This window comes from Spirosoma areae (assembly GCF_054781775.1).
Window position 1 is genome coordinate 423,592 of the sequence record NZ_BAAGTT010000040.1, and the last position, 18,676, is coordinate 442,267.

16 protein-coding genes and 1 pseudogene are annotated in these 18,676 nt (G+C 51.3%); 9 read left to right on the forward strand and 8 right to left on the reverse strand.

Going from position 1 to position 18,676, the window contains the following annotated elements; translation table 11 throughout:
* Positions 1–136 precede the first annotated feature (136 nt).
* Positions 137–1,168, reverse strand: a complete 1,032-nt coding sequence (locus ACYVI1_RS25335; protein WP_460913714.1) for a sensor histidine kinase — start codon at positions 1,166–1,168, stop codon at positions 137–139.
* A gap of 513 nt (positions 1,169–1,681) precedes the next feature.
* Between ACYVI1_RS25335 and ACYVI1_RS25340 the strand changes: the two genes are divergently transcribed.
* The 3 genes from ACYVI1_RS25340 to ACYVI1_RS25350 all read left to right on the forward strand — a co-directional run bounded on the left by ACYVI1_RS25340 (position 1,682) and on the right by ACYVI1_RS25350 (position 5,477).
* Entirely contained in the window at positions 1,682–2,548 is an 867-nt protein-coding gene (locus ACYVI1_RS25340) for a helix-turn-helix domain-containing protein (RefSeq protein WP_460913715.1), read from the forward strand.
* Between the two features lie 102 nt (positions 2,549–2,650).
* On the forward strand, positions 2,651–3,052 hold the full coding sequence (locus ACYVI1_RS25345) for a nuclear transport factor 2 family protein (protein WP_460913716.1): 402 nt from the start codon (positions 2,651–2,653) through the stop codon (positions 3,050–3,052).
* A gap of 697 nt (positions 3,053–3,749) precedes the next feature.
* Entirely contained in the window at positions 3,750–5,477 is a 1,728-nt protein-coding gene (locus ACYVI1_RS25350) for a GMC oxidoreductase (RefSeq protein ID WP_460913718.1), read from the forward strand.
* A gap of 559 nt (positions 5,478–6,036) precedes the next feature.
* Here ACYVI1_RS25350 and ACYVI1_RS25355 read toward each other — a convergent pair.
* A complete protein-coding gene (locus tag ACYVI1_RS25355) occupies positions 6,037–7,452 on the reverse strand; it encodes an efflux RND transporter periplasmic adaptor subunit (RefSeq protein ID WP_460913719.1) in 1,416 nt (471 codons plus the stop codon).
* Between the two features lie 86 nt (positions 7,453–7,538).
* Positions 7,539–9,053 carry a TolC family protein gene (locus tag ACYVI1_RS25360; RefSeq protein ID WP_460913722.1) on the reverse strand — a complete coding sequence of 505 codons (1,515 nt, stop codon included), beginning with the start codon at positions 9,051–9,053 and terminating at the stop codon, positions 7,539–7,541.
* Between the two features lie 74 nt (positions 9,054–9,127).
* Here ACYVI1_RS25360 and ACYVI1_RS25365 point away from each other — a divergent pair, with 74 nt between their 5' ends.
* A complete protein-coding gene (locus ACYVI1_RS25365; RefSeq protein ID WP_460913723.1) occupies positions 9,128–9,961 on the forward strand; it encodes an aminotransferase class IV in 834 nt (277 codons plus the stop codon).
* Here the strand turns inward: ACYVI1_RS25365 and ACYVI1_RS25370 are convergent.
* Positions 9,926–10,624, reverse strand: a complete 699-nt coding sequence (locus ACYVI1_RS25370; RefSeq protein WP_460913724.1) for an ABC transporter ATP-binding protein — start codon at positions 10,622–10,624, stop codon at positions 9,926–9,928. The two genes, ACYVI1_RS25365 and ACYVI1_RS25370, sit on opposite strands and share 36 nt — an antisense overlap.
* A gap of 360 nt (positions 10,625–10,984) precedes the next feature.
* Here ACYVI1_RS25370 and ACYVI1_RS25375 point away from each other — a divergent pair, with 360 nt between their 5' ends.
* Together ACYVI1_RS25375 and ACYVI1_RS25380 are read left to right on the forward strand one after the other, a co-directional pair.
* Positions 10,985–11,686, forward strand: coding sequence for a head GIN domain-containing protein (locus ACYVI1_RS25375; protein WP_460913726.1), 702 nt, complete (start codon positions 10,985–10,987; stop codon positions 11,684–11,686).
* A 100-nt stretch (positions 11,687–11,786) separates the two neighbouring features.
* The gene (locus ACYVI1_RS25380; protein WP_460913727.1) at positions 11,787–12,923 is read left to right on the forward strand and encodes a 5-(carboxyamino)imidazole ribonucleotide synthase; all 1,137 of its coding nucleotides are present in this window, start codon (positions 11,787–11,789) and stop codon (positions 12,921–12,923) included.
* A 4-nt stretch (positions 12,924–12,927) separates the two neighbouring features.
* On the opposite strand, the gene ACYVI1_RS25385 is transcribed toward ACYVI1_RS25380, so the two are convergent.
* On the reverse strand, positions 12,928–13,518 hold the full coding sequence (locus tag ACYVI1_RS25385) for a Uma2 family endonuclease (protein WP_460913729.1): 591 nt from the start codon (positions 13,516–13,518) through the stop codon (positions 12,928–12,930).
* A 45-nt stretch (positions 13,519–13,563) separates the two neighbouring features.
* The gene (locus ACYVI1_RS25390) at positions 13,564–14,415 is read right to left on the reverse strand and encodes a fumarylacetoacetate hydrolase family protein (protein WP_460913730.1); all 852 of its coding nucleotides are present in this window, start codon (positions 14,413–14,415) and stop codon (positions 13,564–13,566) included.
* 90 nt (positions 14,416–14,505) lie between these two features.
* Between ACYVI1_RS25390 and ACYVI1_RS25395 the strand changes: the two are divergent.
* The 3 genes and pseudogenes from ACYVI1_RS25395 to recO all read left to right on the forward strand — a co-directional run.
* Positions 14,506–14,634 (forward strand): annotated as a pseudogene (locus ACYVI1_RS25395) (transcriptional regulator); the annotation flags it as partial.
* Positions 14,635–14,727: 93 nt separating this feature from the next.
* Complete coding sequence (gene arsN2, locus ACYVI1_RS25400; RefSeq protein WP_460913731.1) at positions 14,728–15,162, forward strand: arsenic resistance N-acetyltransferase ArsN2; 435 nt, start codon at positions 14,728–14,730, stop codon at positions 15,160–15,162.
* Positions 15,163–15,383: 221 nt separating this feature from the next.
* A complete protein-coding gene (gene recO / locus ACYVI1_RS25405) occupies positions 15,384–16,076 on the forward strand; it encodes a DNA repair protein RecO (RefSeq protein WP_460913732.1) in 693 nt (230 codons plus the stop codon).
* Positions 16,077–16,096: 20 nt separating this feature from the next.
* On the opposite strand, the gene lptB is transcribed toward recO, so the two are convergent.
* Positions 16,097–16,828: an LPS export ABC transporter ATP-binding protein gene (gene lptB / locus ACYVI1_RS25410; protein ID WP_460913734.1), complete on the reverse strand. Its 732-nt coding sequence runs from the start codon at positions 16,826–16,828 to the stop codon at positions 16,097–16,099.
* Positions 16,829–16,923: 95 nt separating this feature from the next.
* Complete coding sequence (recJ, locus tag ACYVI1_RS25415; RefSeq protein ID WP_460913736.1) at positions 16,924–18,663, reverse strand: single-stranded-DNA-specific exonuclease RecJ; 1,740 nt, start codon at positions 18,661–18,663, stop codon at positions 16,924–16,926.
* Between the last annotated feature and the right edge of the window lie 13 nt (positions 18,664–18,676).

Genomic DNA, 18,676 nt, shown 5'->3' on the forward strand with positions numbered 1-18,676 from the left:
GATCGTTACCAGGCTGCTTTCATAGCGGGGCATGAAAATCCAGAGGACAGTGCCCGCGAAGGCAGGCTTAGCACCCTAAAGCCATCAACGCATCGTAACCTTACCGAAGACTGGCCGACTCAATCACCCGTAATCATCATACCAGTGGCAGGATCACGCGAAACTCGCATCCGTCGTCTTCGATGATGGGCGCGGGTTGATGTAGCATCTGGTACTTGCTGAGGATGTTACTCAGCCCCACGCCGTTACTCAAGGCCCGGCGGGGTTTAGGTTGCTTATTATTACTAACAATCAGGCGTTGCCGCTCATCCGTAGTCAGCGCAATGATCAGCGGCTGATCGGGCAGAATCACGTTGTGTTTAACCGCATTTTCGACTAACAGTTGAAGCGTCAGCGGGGGAATTTGCCGTACTTCCAGACCCGGCACAATGCGCGTGACCAACCGCAGTGAGTCGCCGTGACGGGTTTTGAGCAAGTGGTAATAGGAATCAATGAAGGCCAATTCGCTGGCTAAAGAGACCAGCGGAGTTTCGTTGCAACGCAGTAAATAACGATAGACCGAACTGAGTTCTTCGGCATACGCTCCGGCCTGCTTAGGGTCTTCGTCAATAAGGGCGGTGAGGGAGTTGAGGCTGTTGAATAGAAAATGAGGATTCACCTGCTGGCGCAGGGCATCTAACTGCGCCAGGTGCTGGGCCCTACTCAGGATGTCCACTTCCTGACGCGACTCTTGCCAGTAGGCGAAATTGTGAAGGCTTTCGTAGGCTATGGTAACGATTGCATCGACCAGGATGGTAAATAGCACACCAAACACCAGTTGAGTTAGGTCAGGGACAAAACCGGGCAGACCAATCCACTGGTAGCTAAAAAAAGCCAGACTAAAGTGAAGCGAGGAGCAGGTTGCGGTTATCCTAAACTGGTTAAGCCTTTTGGCCATGTATTGGGCTGGCTCAGGATTTTCTTTACGCATCATCCGCCGGACCAGGGCACTGTTAACTAAGTAGTTACTGATCGAAATGACCACCATAATGCCCGTTGCCAGCACGAACGTGCGCCTGTTTTGCCAATAGGCCCCGCCAATCAGTATCCAATTATAGGTGCTGATATACAGCGGTATGATCAGGATCTGCAGCAGAATATAGTAGCGGGGGTGAATGCTCGATTTCATAAACAAACGGACCTTTAGGCTACTCAAAACTACTGAAATCTGGGGACATACTCATTGACTAATCCTGGGTAGTTCTGTCTCACCGATCCGGCAATGTGACCTACCTTAGTAAGAATATCCCTAACGGCTCTGCCAACTTATTGAGCCGAAGGAAAGATCCCGCGAATCGTTTGATATCTGCTTGTCAGCGATCAAGGCCGGACAAAAATGATACGCTCTTAGCGTGATACAGGTTGTAAATGGGGAGTAAACCCGGATTTTTATTCCCTTTCCAATTCAGTGTACCCGATTAATCACCGTTTAAAAAAAGCCCCGCCAGCAGAATCAGAACGGAATTTTTTAAAACGGATTAGTGTGCCGGAGAAATCACCACTTTACCAGTGTAAGTCCACGGGTAAACGTGGTGAAGTGGCATTAGTTTCACCAGGAAAGTTTGGACTATACGATAGCCTTGCATAGGTTAAAAGCCAACCAAGTCCTCAATTAGTTACTTTTGCAATAGCTACAAGCCCTATGGTCCAGCAGACACCATTCAACTTTGCGTTTCACCAGTTCTTGCAACAAGTTGTTGGCGTTCATCAACTTGACCGACACGTGTACCTGGCCACGGAAACCGACTTTGCCAAAGCGGGTCACATTGCATTTCCCTATCGGAGTTACTTCTACGCTTTTGGGCTCATGCATGAAGATCAATGCCGGATTCGGATCGGTATTCGCGACTTTGACGTGCCCCGGCGAGCACTCACCCTTATTGGCCCGGGTATCACCCGCCTGTGGCTGGAGAACAACTGGAAGGTCAGAAACACAACGTTCTTTTTCACCCCGGACTTGTTTGGGCCGCCGTTTTACAATAACTTCTTACTCGACTACCCCTTTTTCCGACCTGGTGCTCAGCATGTTCTGCATTTATCGGATGAGCAATACGCACAGGTTAATGACTTGATGAGGCCATTGCAACACTACATTGCTCATCCCAGTATCTCGGCGGGGCTGATGTTTGCCCTCCTGGAGCACATCAATGGATTGTACACAGACGTACTGCACGCCGACAGGGCTTCGGCGAGTTGGAACCACCTGTTAGTTCAGCAATTCACCCAGTTAGTGCACACTCATTTCCAACAGCAGAAAGAGGTTAGCTTCTACGCCCGTCAGTTGAACGTGTCAGCTAAACACTTATCTGAAGTATTGAAGCAAGAGACGGGCCAATCGGCTAAGCAAAGCATTGACGAGTTTGTCCTGTTTGAAGCCAAGGGCCTGCTTAAACAAACGGCTATGAGCATCAAAGAGGTTGTATATTGGCTTGGCTATGATGACCCTTCCTATTTCACGCGGTTGTTTCGCCGTAAAACAGGCCTGACTCCAGTGGCGTACCGCGGATAGCTCATTCGCAAAAACTACCAGTAAAGCCGTAAATTATCCTATCACCTACCTTGCCGACTGGCGTAGTTTTGTCAAGTTCAAACAACCAAAACGCGCACAGCCATGATCACCAGTAATCTTCGCATCAACCAACTCACCGCCGACGCTTATGAACGTTACCTGGCCTACCTACAAGCGATGGACAACCGCGACGTTGTAGCCTATGGCCATTTCTTAGCCGACAATGTGATGGTGCAGTTCAACAACGATCCACCCATGCAGGGAGGAAAGCAAGCCGTTTTAGAGGGTTTGGGACAGTATTGGCAGTCGTTTGCCAGTATCGAACACGACCTGACAAACATCTACGGCTCGGATAAAAACTACGTGCTGGAAGCGCTTAATCATTACGTTCGTCAGGATGGCCAAAAAGCGACTGTACACGCCGTGGCCTTCACTGATCTAAACGAAGCGGGCCTGGTTGACTCAGTGCGAATCTACCAGGACGTATCGCCCGTGTTTGCTTGACTTTCCTAACCAACGTCATGAGTCAAGTGTTTGTGGAAGCACAGTTCTGGTAAACGTCATTTGGGCAGGAAATCGGCTCTAAATCCCTTGTTAAGCTTCTGGTGAATACTGAGTAGCGTTTTCATTAGGTGACATTTGTATTTATTACCGTACACTTCCCCTCCTACCTCAACTGGCCGGTTTCGGTCAGTTAAAGACTTCTATCAGTGAACTATCATTGTAGTAAATTGGCTAATGCTGCCTTTTACTTTATGAGCCTGAAAACGTTCACAAAAAGGTTACTTTTCTGAACGCTAACTATGAAAAGTACAAAATATGAGAGCGAAAAACATTCGCTGATTTTATAATCAATATACTGGAAAAATTCTACCCTAAAACTGATTGACGTTGTCGTTCGAGTCCATATTTACCAAATGGATTCAACTCCAACGGACCCGTAAGCCAATAATGTCACCCCTCTACTAACATGACTCATTTCACAAACGGTCTTACCTGGTCGTCTAAATAGACTATCCTTTTGAATGTAACGCCTGATTAGTCTGCTTCCGCCTGTGCTACGTTCTCATTTTCCTTGCTTTTCCAAATAGGTAAAATAGACTGTGATATGTCTTTTTTTGTGGGGTCACATTGACAGGCCTGCCTTCACTAACTACGGATTCGACGTATCGAAACCGGCAACCCCCTACTCCTTACCCTTATGAACCTAAATTTAAAAGCACAGGCTGGTAATACGTTCGATGCCATTGTTGTGGGGTCGGGCGTTAGTGGTGGCTGGGCGGCTAAAGAACTCACCCAAAAAGGGCTCCGCGTGCTGATGCTCGAACGGGGCCGTGACCTTCAGCACGTAACGGGTTACACTACTGCGTTGAAAGCCCCCTGGGAGTTTGCACATCGAGGACGTAACGTTTTGCCTACCGAAAAAGAGGAGCCTGATTTTCGTGTCCGCCCGTACAACGAACAAAACGGCGATTTTTCATTCGACGATCGGAACGCGCCTTACAAAGAAATTCATCCGTTTGCGTGGTATCGCCCTGACGTACTGGGCGGTAAGTCAATTATGTGGGGGCGGCAGAGCTACCGGTTCAGCGAGATGGATTTTGAATCCAACGCCCGTGATGGCTTCGGCGCCGACTGGCCGATACGGTATAAAGACCTGGCTCCCTGGTACAGTTACGTCGAGCGTTTTGCGGGAATTTCGGGCAATAAAGAAGGACTTACGCAGTTGCCCGACGGTGAATTTTTGCCGCCCATGGAGTTGAATTGTGTGGAGCAACACGTTCGCGAGCGATTGAAAACCAAGATGAACCGCGTGCTCACCATAGGCCGAACGGCAAATCTGTCGAAAGCGAATCCGGTGCATACATCCGTGGGTCGAGCCCCGTGTCAATACCGAAACAAATGCGCCCAGGGCTGTCCCTACGGCGGATATTTCAGTACATTATCCGCTACGTTGCCAGCCGCCCGCCAAACCAACCGACTCACCGTCCGGCCCGATAGTATTGTCTCGGAGGTGTTGTACGACGAGAAAAGCAACCGAGCCCTGGGCGTTCGGGTTATTGATTCCAAGACTCATCAAACAACGGAGTATTATGCCCGGATTATCTTCCTGAATGCGTCGGCGATGGCCACGAATTTTATTCTGCTCAACTCGGTGTCCAGTCGTTTCCCAAACGGATTTGGCAACGATAGCGGTACGTTGGGCAAATACATCATGGACCACCATTTTCAGGCGGGAGCCAATGCCCAGGCCGATGGGCTGGGATTCGACGATAAGTATTACTATGGTCGCCGGGCGAATGGCATTTACATTCCCCGGTATCGAAATATCGGCACCGATAAGCGGGAGTATCTGCGTGGCTTTGGTTATCAGGGTGGTGCATCCCGGTCGGGCTGGCAACGTCTCATTGCTGAAGCGGCCGGGGTTGCGTCCAACTTTGGCGCCGATTTGAAGGAACAAGCCACTCAGCCCGGCCCATGGAACATGGGCATTATGGGGTTCGCCGAGTGTTTACCCTACGAAGATAACCAGGTTACCCTCAACCGGGATCGACTCGACAAATGGGGACTACCGACGTTGATTTTCGACGTAAGATTTCGCGAAAACGAGCATCTCATGCAGAAGGATATGATGAACGATGCTGCCGAAATGCTTGAAGCCGCCGGCCTGAAAAACATCAGCACGTACAACAATCACTCGACACCCGGCGGGGCCGTTCACGAAACGGGCGGGGCGCGCATGGGGCGCGACCCGAAAACCTCGATGCTCAACGCCAATAACCAACTCTGGACAGCTAAGAACGTATTCGTTACAGATGGAGCTTCTTTTGCGTCGATTGCCTGCCAGAACCCTTCGCTCACGTTTATGGCCCTTACGGCTCGAGCCGCTGATTTTGCCGTCAGTGAGCTAAAAAGAAAGAATTTATAAGCTGTAAGCGTATGCCCAGATTAAGGAATTTTGTCTTAATCAAATCGGCGGTTTAGTTTACAATTCACTACGGTTTTTGTGTCTACTGAAACCCCGTATCAAATTGCCCTTAGAGTATGTTTAAGATTGGGTTCCACGAATTTTTCTAAACATGAGTCGAATATCATCATCCAGTAAATAACGGTCTCAGCGTGAGACTTTTTGACTTTGTCGTCTTTGGCTAACCGACGGGGACAGGCCCACCACCCAAATGTTCCGCACCGGCGGACCGGCTCGACAATCCATCGTTTGGGGAACGAATGGGGTACTGGTAGTAGCCTTGACAGTATACGCCAAGCAAGTTAGTGAGACAGTCTGCCGAGTTCGCACCAATCTGTTTTCCGACTACTTGAGTCTGGAATTGGCCAGTCCCCGAATACCAGCAATCATCTTTTAAGCGAAAGTCCTAAGATCATTATCGCGTCAATCTTAACCTACCTTATACTAACGTCCTGTATGCACGGAAACGCCCACGCCTACTAATAAGGCGTGGGCGTTTCCGTGCATAGAATTTATGTGGTTATTCGACCTCTTTCTCTTCTTTCTTCTTGGTCTTGTTTGGGTCGCGCTTAGTTACGAGTTCGCCGTTTTTGAGTCTTTTCGATACGGCAATAAAGGGGCCCGAAATTATTTGCTCACCCGGTTTTAGGCCCGCTAAAATCTCGATATTTTCAAAATCGCTGATGCCCGTTTTTACGTCGCGCTGCGTGGCTTTGCCACCCACATTCACAAAAACAATCTCTTTGGGTTTATCTTTCTTATCGGCCTGACTGATGGGTTTTTCCTCAACGGTGCCGTTGCTGTTATCCTTCATTTTTTCCGTATCGACAGCAGTCGAGTCGGCTCCACGGGTGGTCACGGCAGCAATTGGCACAGCCAGTACATTCGATTTCCGGTCTGTTATAATCTCAACCGAGGCCGTCATGCCCGGCTTAAAGGGATACCCTTTTTTATCTTTCTGGGCCAGTAAATCTGCGTAAGAGCTGTTCAGAATTTTCACTTTTACCTCAAACTCAGTAACGGCATCGGTCGACAGGGAAGCAGCCGCCCCCGAGGAACTGGCCAGGCCATTGGCCGTATTGGCTATTTCATAAACAACGCCTTTAAATTTCCGTCCGGCAGTGGTGTATGAATCGACTTCAATATCGGCCGTATCGCCCAGGTTCACCCGAACAATGTCGTTCTCGTTGACGTTAATCCGCACTTCCATATTTTGCAGGTTGGCAATCCGCATAATTTCCGTACCGGCCATCTGCGAGGTACCCACAACGCGTTCGCCCATCTCGATATTTAGTTTCGAGACGGTACCATTCACGGGGCAATAGATGGTGGTTTTACGCAGGTTCTCGCTGGCATCGCGCAGGCTGGCTTCGGCACTCTGAATGTTAAACTGAGCCGCTCTGACATTGGCCTTAGCCGCTTCAACTTCCTGCCGGCCTACATTATAATTGGCTTCGCTGGTTTCTAAATCAGCCGCCGAAATGACTTTATCGGCAAACAACTTACGATTGCGTTCGTAGTCCGATTTAGCCCGAATCAATCGCGCCCCTGACTGCGCCACCGACGCCTTTGATTGCTCTAACTGGGCCCGGCTCTGGTTGACCGTTGCCCGCGCCCGCGCCATCATCGACTCGTAGTTGTCGGGGCGAATCCGGCACAACAACTGACCCGCCTTAACGGGGTCGCCTTCATTGACGTACAGGCCAATAATTTCACCCGATACGTCGGGACTGATTTTCACTTCAACCTGAGGCTGCACCCGCCCCGACCCACTAACCCGTTCAGTAATATTGGTACGCATAACGGTTGCAAAATCCACTTCGGTCGACTTGGGCTTGCCAATCATGCCGGTTTGTTTGGCAGCCACTAAGCCCCCCACGATTAAGATAACCAATCCTCCCAATATCCACCAAATGCGGTTCGACTTCTTCTTCATAATTGTGAATGAGTGATTGAGCGAATGAGCGAATGAATGAGTAGACTGTTTTTATTCACTCATTCATTCAATCACTCATTCACTCATTAATTGAAACTAAGCGGTTTGTTCTGGTAAAAATCTAAAATTTTTGTGCGAAATATGTAATCATACTTGGCCTGAATCAGACTGGCGCGGGCGCGGTCGAGGTTGGTTTTAGCGATGCTGTAATCGGTTGCATTGATGGCCCCGGCGTTTAACCGGCTTTCGGCCACCTGAAAAGCCCGCTCCAGCGATGCCACCTGCGCCTGGGTTGCCCGGTACCGGTTTGCGCCAGCCCGCATACTGGTGTATGCCGTTTCAATCTGCTGACGCAGTGTCAGGCGCGTATTCAGAGCGCCCAGTTCGGCGTTCTGCTGCTGAATTCTGGCCGTTGTGATTCGATTCCGCGACAAGTTACCCTGAAAAATAGGAACGCGCAAAAATAGAGAAACCGACTGGCTGAAGTTGTTCCCCAACTGCGTACCATACCCGATGTTTCGGAGGTCGAAGGTTGGTGAAGGAGCCGTAATCGGGTACTGGTTGCCGTTGGGGTCAGTAAAAAAGCCTACCGTCTGCTGAACAGTACCCGTTTGAAACGGTTCGCTGGCAGCACTGGAGTAGATCGTACTCAGACCTCCATTCAACGATAAAGTTGGATAAAGTCCGCCTTTCGCGACCTGAACACCAGCCGTGGCAGCTTTCACGCGCAGGTCGGACCCTTTAATTTCCGGCAGGTTGGTCGAGGCCACATCAAACAATTGCTGCACGTTGGCGGTGTAGGGATCGAGACCCGGATCGGGAACGTTGATTTGTTCAACATCGAAATCCTGGTTGATAGGCACATTCATGGCTTGAAGCAAGGCTACTTTTGCCAGGTCGAGCGTATTCTGGGCATTCACAATATCAAGATCATTACCGGCTAACGTAGCCCGTAACTCAAATAAATTGGCTTCGGGAGCCGACCCGGCATTGACTAACCGCTGGGTTCGGTCGAGTTGCGCCCGTGTTACGTCGGCCTGTCGCTGGGCAATAGCTAACTGCTCGGCGCCGGTCAGCACGTTCAGGTATTGCTGCGCCACACTCAACGATACATTGTTCTTCGTCGCACTCAGTTCCTGCTGGCCTGCCTGAAGCGACAGTTCATTCTGCTGCACGGTGCTGCGTAATACCCCACCGTTGTACAGTATAGCCGAGGCATTGAGTTGAAAACTGCTGGCATTGACGGTTCGCTGAACGAATGCGTTGGATTGGGGGTTGATGCTGCGCCCACCGTTGACGGATTGGTTTGCCTGAAAACTCGTTGTGGGCAACAGGTTCAACCGCGACTGACGCAGTTGCAAATCGCTGTTGGCAACCGTCAATTGCCCCTGCCGAATCTGAAGGTTGTTCTGTTGGGCAATGTCGATACATTGCTGTAGATTCAGCCGCGACGATGCACTGGCCACTACACTACCGGGCGACACTGCCGCCGAAGCGTTGGTCTGTCCTGGTGTCGTTTGCGCGTATAGGCCCGACAAACCTGTCGTTAGCAATAGGGCCATACCGACCCGCATTTGTTTCAACGCCACTTGCATACACATAATTTTGCTGGTTCAATGTTACAAACTTACCTTCGGCACGGCTATCGTTTTAGGATAAACGGCACAAACTAAGCATGTTTCTGGTTTATAATTCGGATGTACTTTTCGAAACTGATTTTCATCTGTCGATAAACGACCGGGCATTTCAGTACGGCGATGGTTTTTTTGAAACCATTCGATACGCAACCGGGCGGGTTTGGTTCTGGCCCGACCATTTCGCCCGGCTCTCGGCCGCACTGGCGGCTCTACAGCTAAATTTGCCGGATGGGTTCAATGCGGAAACGGTTCATCAGACGCTGCTGCAACTCCTTTCGGCCAATGGCCTTGCCGATCAGCCCGCCCGGCTAAAAATTCAGGTGTGGCGGCAGGCGGGCGGGCTGTATACGCCCACCACAAACAAGGCTAATGTGCTGATTACAGCCCAGCCCACTGCCCCCTTTTCAGTAATGGAGAAAGCCCGGCTTGGTTTTTACGATGCGTTCCGGTTGTCGCCTTCGCCAGTTTCGGCAGTTAAAACCATTAATGCCCTCCCCTACGTGCTGGCTGGTCTTTATAAAAACCAGCATGGATTTGATGATGTCATTCTGCTGGATACAAACGGGAACATGGCCGAATGCCTCGCGTCGAATCTGTTCTGGTATGCCGATAAATCCCTCTACACACCCTCGCTCCAGACGGGTTGCATCAATGGTATTCTCCGCCAGCAACTGCTCAAACTGGCTCCACCGGCAGGCATTATCGTTTACGAAGGAACATACCAACCCGATGCCTTGGCCCAGGCCGAAATTGTTTTTTGTGCGAACGTGATGGGCATTCAGTGGTTTCGTCAGCTAAACGACCAGCGTTTGAACCCGCCAGCCGTTGCCGAACCGTTACTTAACGCCCTCTTCGCTCAGTTTCACGGCTGAGTCTTCCAGCCAGCCATCTTTCAGCCGCACCACCCGCGAGCCATATTCGGCGTTGATTTCGGAGTGTGTCACCTGCACAATCGTCACGCCGTCTTTCTGGTTCAGTTCACGGAATAGTTCCATAATGTCGCGGGCCTGGTCGGAGTGCAGATTACCGGTTGGTTCATCGGCAAAAATAACGCTCGGCTGGGCTGCCAGCGCCCGCGCAATACCCACCAACTGCTGCTGCCCGCCCGACAACTGCGCCGGAAACAAATCTTTTTTGGCCACCATATTAAAGCGGTCGAGGAGTTCGGCCACGCGGCTCTTCCGTTCCGACCCACCCAGGCCCTTATACAGCAACGGCGTTTCGATGTTTTCATAAACGGTCAGCTCGTCAATCAGGTGATAGGCCTGAAACACGAAGCCGATGCGTGTCCGATGGAGTTCAGTGCGCCGTTTTTCCGACAGTTTCTGCACGGGCTGGTCGTCGAACAGGTACTCGCCTTCGGATGGTTCTTCGAGCAAACCCAGAATGTGCAGCAACGTAGACTTGCCCGACCCCGATGGCCCCATGATGGATACGAACTCGCCCTGAACGATGTCGAGGTTGATATTACGCAACACATATACCCGGCCAAACCCGGCGGGGTAGAACTTCGAGACGTTGCGGAGTTGAATCATAATTGGTTACTTTTGAACTGGTTTTAGTTTAGTCAAGCTATTCTGACCAGGCAGGTTTCAGACAGTACCTTGCCAATAGGCATCAGCACCGTAAAGATACAGGCTGGTTAACCGAAAATCCGTCGTTTTTGAAACCACTCCAGTTAGACTTAAACGCTTTCCTGTAATGGTTCAAGTGTCGTGCCAGATTCATACCCCGCTGATTTACAGAATTTTACCAGCAAATTATGTAACGACAACGTCCGTTACCGGACAAAGTTACCGTTGAAACCGGACACCTTTTTCGGTTTCGCGTGCAACGTGACAGACGTTTTTTACATCTTCTACAAAAAGCACAACTTCTAAAAACCTCCTTTACCAATGAAAGTACTTGCCTTATCGGTTATTTTGCTGACAGCCGGGATGAATACAGCCAGCGACGACTGGAAAAAAGACCGCACCGTTTCGGGCTTTAGTGGCCTGAGCGTCAGCAGTGGTATCGACGTTTATCTGACGCAGGGTAATTCGGAAAAACTAACCCTCGAAGCTAAAGGCGTCGATGAAGACCAGGTTATTTCGAGGGTGAAAAACGGTACGCTGGAACTCTACATTGAGCGTAAAGGATTCAGTGGCTGGAATTTTGGCCGCAACAATTCCGTGAAGGCCTACGTAACGTTCAGGCAGTTAACTAATTTGCAGGCGTCGGGTGGGGCCGATGTTTTTGGTCAGGGAAGGCTGTCGTTCAACGACCTGAACCTGGAAGCATCGGGTGGATCAGATGTGAAATTAGACCTCAAAGCCGACGAGTTAAACGTGTCGGCATCGGGTGGGGCCGACACGATTTTGCAGGGTTCGGCCCGCACGCTCAACGCCAATGGCTCCGGCGGGTCCGACCTCGACGCCCGCAAGCTGACTGTCGATATTTGCAACGCCAACTCGTCGGGTGGCTCCGATGTGTATGTCAACGCCAGCAAAGAACTGAGTATGAAGGCATCGGGCGGCTCCGATATTTACTACTATGGCTCGGCGAAAGTACTGGCCAAAAGTGAATCGGGCGGTTCGGATATTAGCCGTAGGGACTGATACTGTTTCAGGTTCAAGGTTCAAAGTTTCAGGTTTCAGGTTTGGTCGGCAAACATGGAACACGGAACTTTGAACTTTGAACCTTGAACCTGAAACAATTTTGACACCTACCATCGGTATTCTCGGCGGGGGCCAGCTTGGCCTGATGCTTCTGCAGGCCGCCATCGACTGGAACCTCCGCGTTCATAGTCTCGACCCCGATCCGGAGGCTCCCTGCCGCCACCTCTGCACCCGGTTCGTGCAGGGTTCGCTCACTGATTACGATACGGTTTACCAGTTCGGGCAGGCGGTCGACGTGCTGACAATTGAAATCGAGCGGGTCAACGTCGACGCCCTCGACGCCCTCGAACGCGAAGGGAAGCGGGTTTTTCCGCAACCCTCAGTTATTCGGATTATTCAGGACAAACGGCTCCAGAAGCAATTCTACCGCGACCATAATCTGCCCACTGCCGACTTCATCCTAACCGAAAACCGGGCGGATGTCGCACTCGTGCAAATTCATCAGCCTGATTTCTTCCCCGCTTTTCATAAACTTGGCCGCGATGGCTACGACGGTCGTGGGGTTCAGCAAATTGCATCGGTGGCCGACGTCGGAAAAGCGTTCGATGCGCCGGGTTTGCTCGAAAAAGCGGTTGATTATGCCAAAGAGTTAGCCGTTATCGTTGCCCGCAATGAACAGGGCGAGGTGCAGACCTTCCCAACGGTCGAGATGGTGTTTCATCCCGAACTTAATTTGGTCGAATACCTGTTTGCCCCTGCTGAAATTTCCGCAGCCATCAATCAGCAGGCGCAGTCCATTGCCCGACGAACCGCCGACGCCTTTGGCATTGTTGGTTTGCTGGCCGTTGAATTGTTTTTGACGAAAACGGGCGATGTACTAATTAACGAGGTGGCTCCGCGTCCGCACAACAGCGGCCATCATACCATGCGGGCCAATGTTACGTCGCAGTTTGAGCAGCATTGGCGGGCTATCCTGAATTATCCCCTCGGCGATACTACAGCCTATCAACCAGCGGCAATGGTGAATCTGCTCGGCGAAGATGGCCACACGGGTCCGGCCGTGTATGAAGGGCTGGAAAATTTGCTGGCTATGCCCGGCATCTTTCCATTTTTCTACGGCAAAGCCATCACCAAACCCTTCCGCAAAATGGGTCACGTAACTGTCATGGACGATTCGCTGGATACCCTGCGGGGAAAAGTGACCGACGTGAAGGCAAGAATTCGGGTCGTAACGTAAGGGCTTAGCCAAAAATCCAGTCCAGTTCAAGGGTTAGTTCAGGGAAAAGCGTCGATGTGGCCTTAGCGCCCTGTTCATATACCTCTCGTTCGGTATAGCGTTCATTTTCGAGCGCGTAGACGTACATCTCCTGGCTTTTTGGGACCGCTATCCAATACTCGCGCACCCCCGCCGACTCGTAGAGGTCAAATTTCTCGTTAAAATCTTTTTTATGCGTCGAAGGCGACGTAATCTCAATAATCCAGTCGGGCGGGCCAACGCAGCCAAACTCGTCGATCTTGGCGGGGTCGCAGATGATGCTGATGTCCGGTTGAACAACCGTGTAAATCTTGTTGTTGAAACCCGGCTCGTAGTCGGGGTTGGGCAGCCTGACGTCAAAGGGAGCTGGATAAACTTCACAAGTAAGGCCCCGGAAATTGCTGTATAATTCACCTGACAACCGCATGGCTATCCGCTGATGCTTTGAGCGGGGCGCAGGCGACCTGTCGTAAAGTTTGCCCTTTATTAGCTCCACACTTTCGTCAAAACGCCATTTCAGATAATCGGCGTAGGTGTAGGTGCCGTTCGGGTCGAGTTGCGCGAGTTCGGTGATCATAACAGGAAGCGCGATTTACTGCCAAAACTACGAAAAACAACCTGCCTACGCCACCACGTTCATCAACGTGCCAATACCCTCAATCGTAATACTGATTTCATCACCGGACCGAAGCGTGAAATCGTCGGACGGTACAATACCGGTGCCAGTCATCAGGTAGCAACCATTCGGGAAGGAACACTCGCGAAACAGGAACGAGACCAGTTCGGTATGTTGCCGCTTCATTTGGTTAATGGCGATGCTATTGGTGAAAGCCGCCTGATGGTCGCGGATGATTTCGAGCCGGATCTGCGTATCGGGCAAAATGGGTGTTTCGGGCACGTATAGGCACGGGCCGAGGGCCGCACTGCCATCGTAGGTTTTGGCCTGAGGCAGATACAGCGGATTTTCGCCCTCGATACTCCGCGAACTCATGTCGTTGCCGCAGGTATAGCCCACAATTTTGCCCGATGACGTGATGAACAGCGTCAACTCAGGCTCCGGTACGTTCCAGGTCGAGTCGGCCCGGATACGGACATTGGCACCCGGCCCTACCACACGCTCAGGCGTCGATTTGAAGAACAATTCGGGACGTTCGGCATCGTAAACGCGGTCGTAGAAGTCGGACGCGACCCCGGTATCGCCCCCGAATTTTCTGGATTCTTCCATGCGCGCATTCCGGCTACGCAAATACGTCACCCCCGACGCCCACACTTCCTGCCGACCAATGGGCGCCAGGAGACCCGTTTGAATCCAGCTTTGCGCTTTGTCTAACGCGGGAGCCGACGTGATTACATTGCGTAGAAAATCGGGCAAATCGTCGCGGTTGACTACTGTGTCCCAATTGGTAGCCGGTACAGAATAAAATTGCTTATCGAACTCGAGGACAATGCCGGAGTTGGTGTTATAAAGTTTCATGAGCGAAAGAAGAATACATTTTGCAAAGAAAATTTGCATCTGATTTTACTTCATCGTAATATTACGATGAATCAGGACCTCGTCTACAGCATGGGCTTAACAAAAGCAGAAATATTCACTGATCATCAGAATCGTGTAGCGGAGTTGACCAAAGCCTTCGCCCATCCGGCACGGGTAGCCATCCTGATTGACCCGCGCCAAAGCTGCTGCACCCCCGACGGTCGGTGCTGCGATGATTGCTGCTAAATCCAGCAACAAACGGGCAGGCAAACTCGCGTTCCTGCCCGCATTGTTAACTTAAAATTTTCGACGATGGCTATCCAGATTCAATCTGCCCGACCTGACCAGTTAACTATGCTGGCGCAACTGTTGATCCGAAATCAACTGTCCGGCGATGATTTGCCGAATGGTTTGCCCAACTTTTGGCTGGCACTCAAGGGCGACAGGATTATCGGCTCCGTTGGCATTGAGGTCTATGGTAATGTTGGCTTGCTTCGCTCGGTTTGCGTCGATGCCGACGTCCGTAATCAGGACATCGCCCGACAGCTTTGCGATGTAGCTCGTCAGGAAGCTCATCGCCAGGGCATTCATGAGTTATACCTGCTCACGACCACCGCCGACCGCTACTTCGAACGATTGGGTTTCGAGCGCATCTCGCGAACCACCGTACCCGATACCCTTCAGCAAACCAGCCAGTTCAGCAGCCTCTGTCCGTCCTCGGCAATTGTCATGAAGAAAACCCTTTGATTATGAAGCAAATTTTAGTGCTTTACACTGGCAATCGCACTGCCCACACTGGATCGGGAAAATTAATCGGCTTTAGCAGACTTTTGAAGACCCTTCCAAAGTGATGAGAAACCCCAATGAGGTAATGGCAAACTACCGCCGGATTCGCGACGAGATTAAGGCATTTTGCCGGAATTTTATCGAAAAAGAGTTATCTTAGTAGGCTACTGCTCACCTACCAAATGCTGCAAAAAACACGGGGTATTACCCTCAGTTACATCCGTTACCGCGAAACGTCCATTATTGCCCGCGTTTATACGGAGGAGTTCGGCCTGCAAAGCTATATTGTCAACAGTGTTCGCACGGCCCGGAGCAAGAACAATAAAATCGCCCTGTTTCAGCCGCTGACCTTGCTGGATATGGTCGTCTACAACAAACACGACCGCGACCTGCACCGGCTTTCGGAAATTAAAACCAGCTACCCGTTTCAAAGTCTGCCTTTTGAGGTCGCTAAATCGACCATTGCCATGTTCGTAACGGAGATGCTGAACAAAGTGCTGAAAGAGGAAGCCAGCAGCCCGATACTGTTCCGATTTCTGATGGATTCAGTCTTGTTTCTGGAAGAGGCCCGAACGAACTACGAGAATTTTCACCTCATATTTTTACTCAAACTATCGTTTTTTCTGGGCTTCGGCCCCGAATCGGCCCGCGAGTTCGAGAGCCAGCTCCGCGAGAATTCATACCCGTTTCTGCCCGATACCGAGATGGAAACGGCCCTGAACATCATGCTCCGGCAGCCGTTTGGAACCCCCATCAAACTGGCCCGGTCAAGCCGCAATGAACTGGTCGATGCACTGGTGGCCTACTATCAGATTCACCTCGATTCTATTGGCGAGGTTAAGTCATTGCCGGTGTTGCGGGAGGTGCTGGGGTGATGTAACGCGGACGGTCCGCGTTACACCTTCCGCTTCAACTCAAAATTCTGGCCCAGATACAGCCGCCGAACCTGCTCGTCGTTGGCTAATTCTTCGGCGGTGCCCTGCTTCAGAATTTTGCCCTCGAAGAGCAGATACGCCCGGTCGGTGATGGAGAGGGTTTCGTTGACGTTGTGGTCGGTGATGAGGATGCCAATATTGCGGTGTTTCAGTTTGGACACGATACTCTGAATGTCTTCCACCGCAATTGGGTCGACACCCGCAAAGGGTTCGTCTAAAAGAATAAACTTGGGGTCTACGGCCAGTGCCCGGGCAATTTCGGTGCGCCGGCGTTCGCCACCCGAGAGTACCTTGCCTTTGCTCTTGCGAACGTGCGTGAGGCTGAATTCTTCGAGCAGTTCTTCTACTTTGGCCTTCTGCTCTTTTTTGGGTAAAGTGCTCATTTCGAGCACCGCCAGCACATTTTCCTCCACGGTCAGATCCCGAAAAACCGAGGCTTCCTGCGCCAGATAACCCAGGCCAAGCCGCGCCCGTTTATACATGGGCAGGTCGGTTACGTCTTTGTCGTCGATAAAAACTTTGCCGCTGTTGGGTTTCACCAAGCCAACGGCCATGTAGAACGAGGTGGTTTTGCCCGCGCCGTTCGGCCCCAGCAACCCTACGATTTCGCCCGTTTCAACCTGATACGACACGTTGTTATTAACCAAGCGCGACCCGTATTTCTTAATTAAATTTTCGGTCCTAAGAATCATTTGTTTTAGTCAATAGTCGATAGTGAGTAGTCAATAGTCACGGTCCAACCGCCATTGCGGTTAGTGGATGACGACTATAGACTACCAACTATCAACTAAACTCTTACATCCTTCAGCATCAACTGAAGCGATACGGTTCCATTGTAAAAGTTCTGCTCGACCTGATAACAAATCGAGAAGGGCCGACCGGGCCGAAGTTGGTGGGCCATGTGGCCAAAGCCGAACCCAACGGCAGTCAACGTATGTCCCGATCTACCCTGCTTTACGTTAACTTTCAGGTGCTTATCCTTCATAATAATGGGTTCACTGACCAAATACACATCGTCGGTCATAAACGTCGGCTGCATATTGTGTGGCCCAAAGGGACCCATCTGTCTCACAATTCGATACAGCTTGTCGGTCACCTCGCTGAAATCGAGTGGCAGATCAATATCGATTAGGGGCGTCAGGTGTTCCTCTTTGATCTTCCGCGCCACAACTTCTTCAAACTTCTGCCGGAAGGCATCGATATTGCTCACCGACATGGTCATGCCAGCCGCAAACGTATGCCCGCCAAACTGCTCCAGCAAATCGGCGCATTCCTCAATGGCTTCATAGACATCGAACCCCGGCACCGACCGCGCCGACCCGGCCGCTTTATCGTTCGACTGGGTCAGGATGATCGTTGGGCGGTAAAAATGTTCGATGCAGCGCGAGGCCACAATACCAATTACACCTTTATGCCAGCCCGCATCGAACAGCACGGTGCTTTTGGCCTGGGTCAGCAGTTCACTTTCCCGAATCATGGCCAATGCCTGCTCGGTAATGCTGCTGTCGAATTCGCGTCGGCTATTGTTGTGCTTATTAATAGCCATCGCAAACGCGTTGGCTTCCGTTTCCGATTCGGCCAGCAGCAATTGCACCGCAGCTTTGGCGTGCTGAATCCGACCGGCAGCATTAATACGCGGCCCTAACCCGAATACCAGATTCGTGATGTCTAACTCCTGCGAAAAGCCCGCTATGTTGATTAACGCTTTCAGGCCCGTGCGTGGTGCCGCATTAAGATATTTTAAGCCATAGTAGGCCAATATGCGGTTCTCGCCCGTGAGCGGCACAATGTCCGATGCAATACTGACCGCCACTAAGTCGAGACACGGATAGAGGTGCTGCAGGTCAATGTCTTTATGCAGACAAAACGCCTGCAACAGCTTGAAGCCCACTCCGCAACCGCTTAGTTCTTTGTAGGGATACCGGCAGTCCTCCCGTTTCGGGTCCAGCACGGCGGCTGCATCGGGCAGTGCAGGGCCGGGGCGGTGGTGGTCGCAGATGATAAAATCAATGCCGAGCGCTTTTGCTTCGGCCACGCGCTCAATGGATTTGATGCCACAATCGAGGGCGATAATCAGCGAGAAACCCGACTCGAACGCCCATTGAATCGCCTGCTGCGAAATGCCGTACCCTTCTTTATAGCGGTCAGGAATGTAATAATCGATGGCCGGATGATACTTTTTCAGAAAGCCGTAGACCAGCGCCACCGAGGTTGTCCCATCGACATCATAGTCGCCGTAAATAAGGATTTTCTCTTCCCGTTCGGGCAGCATCGCCATTTGCAGCCGCATAATGGCCCGGTCCATGTCCTTCATCTCGAAGGGGTTGTGCAGGTGAGTAATTTCGGGGCGAAAAAACAACCGGGCCGCGTCGTAGGTATGTACGCCCCGCTGCACCAGTAAAGCCGCTAAAAATGAACTTATGCCCAATGATTGAGTTAAGGACTCGATAGCCGTTCGTTGCTCCACCGAATCGGGGAACGGTTTGGTCATCCATCGTTTGAGCGGGGGGGGCGGTTGGGCTATCATAACTGCAAGATAA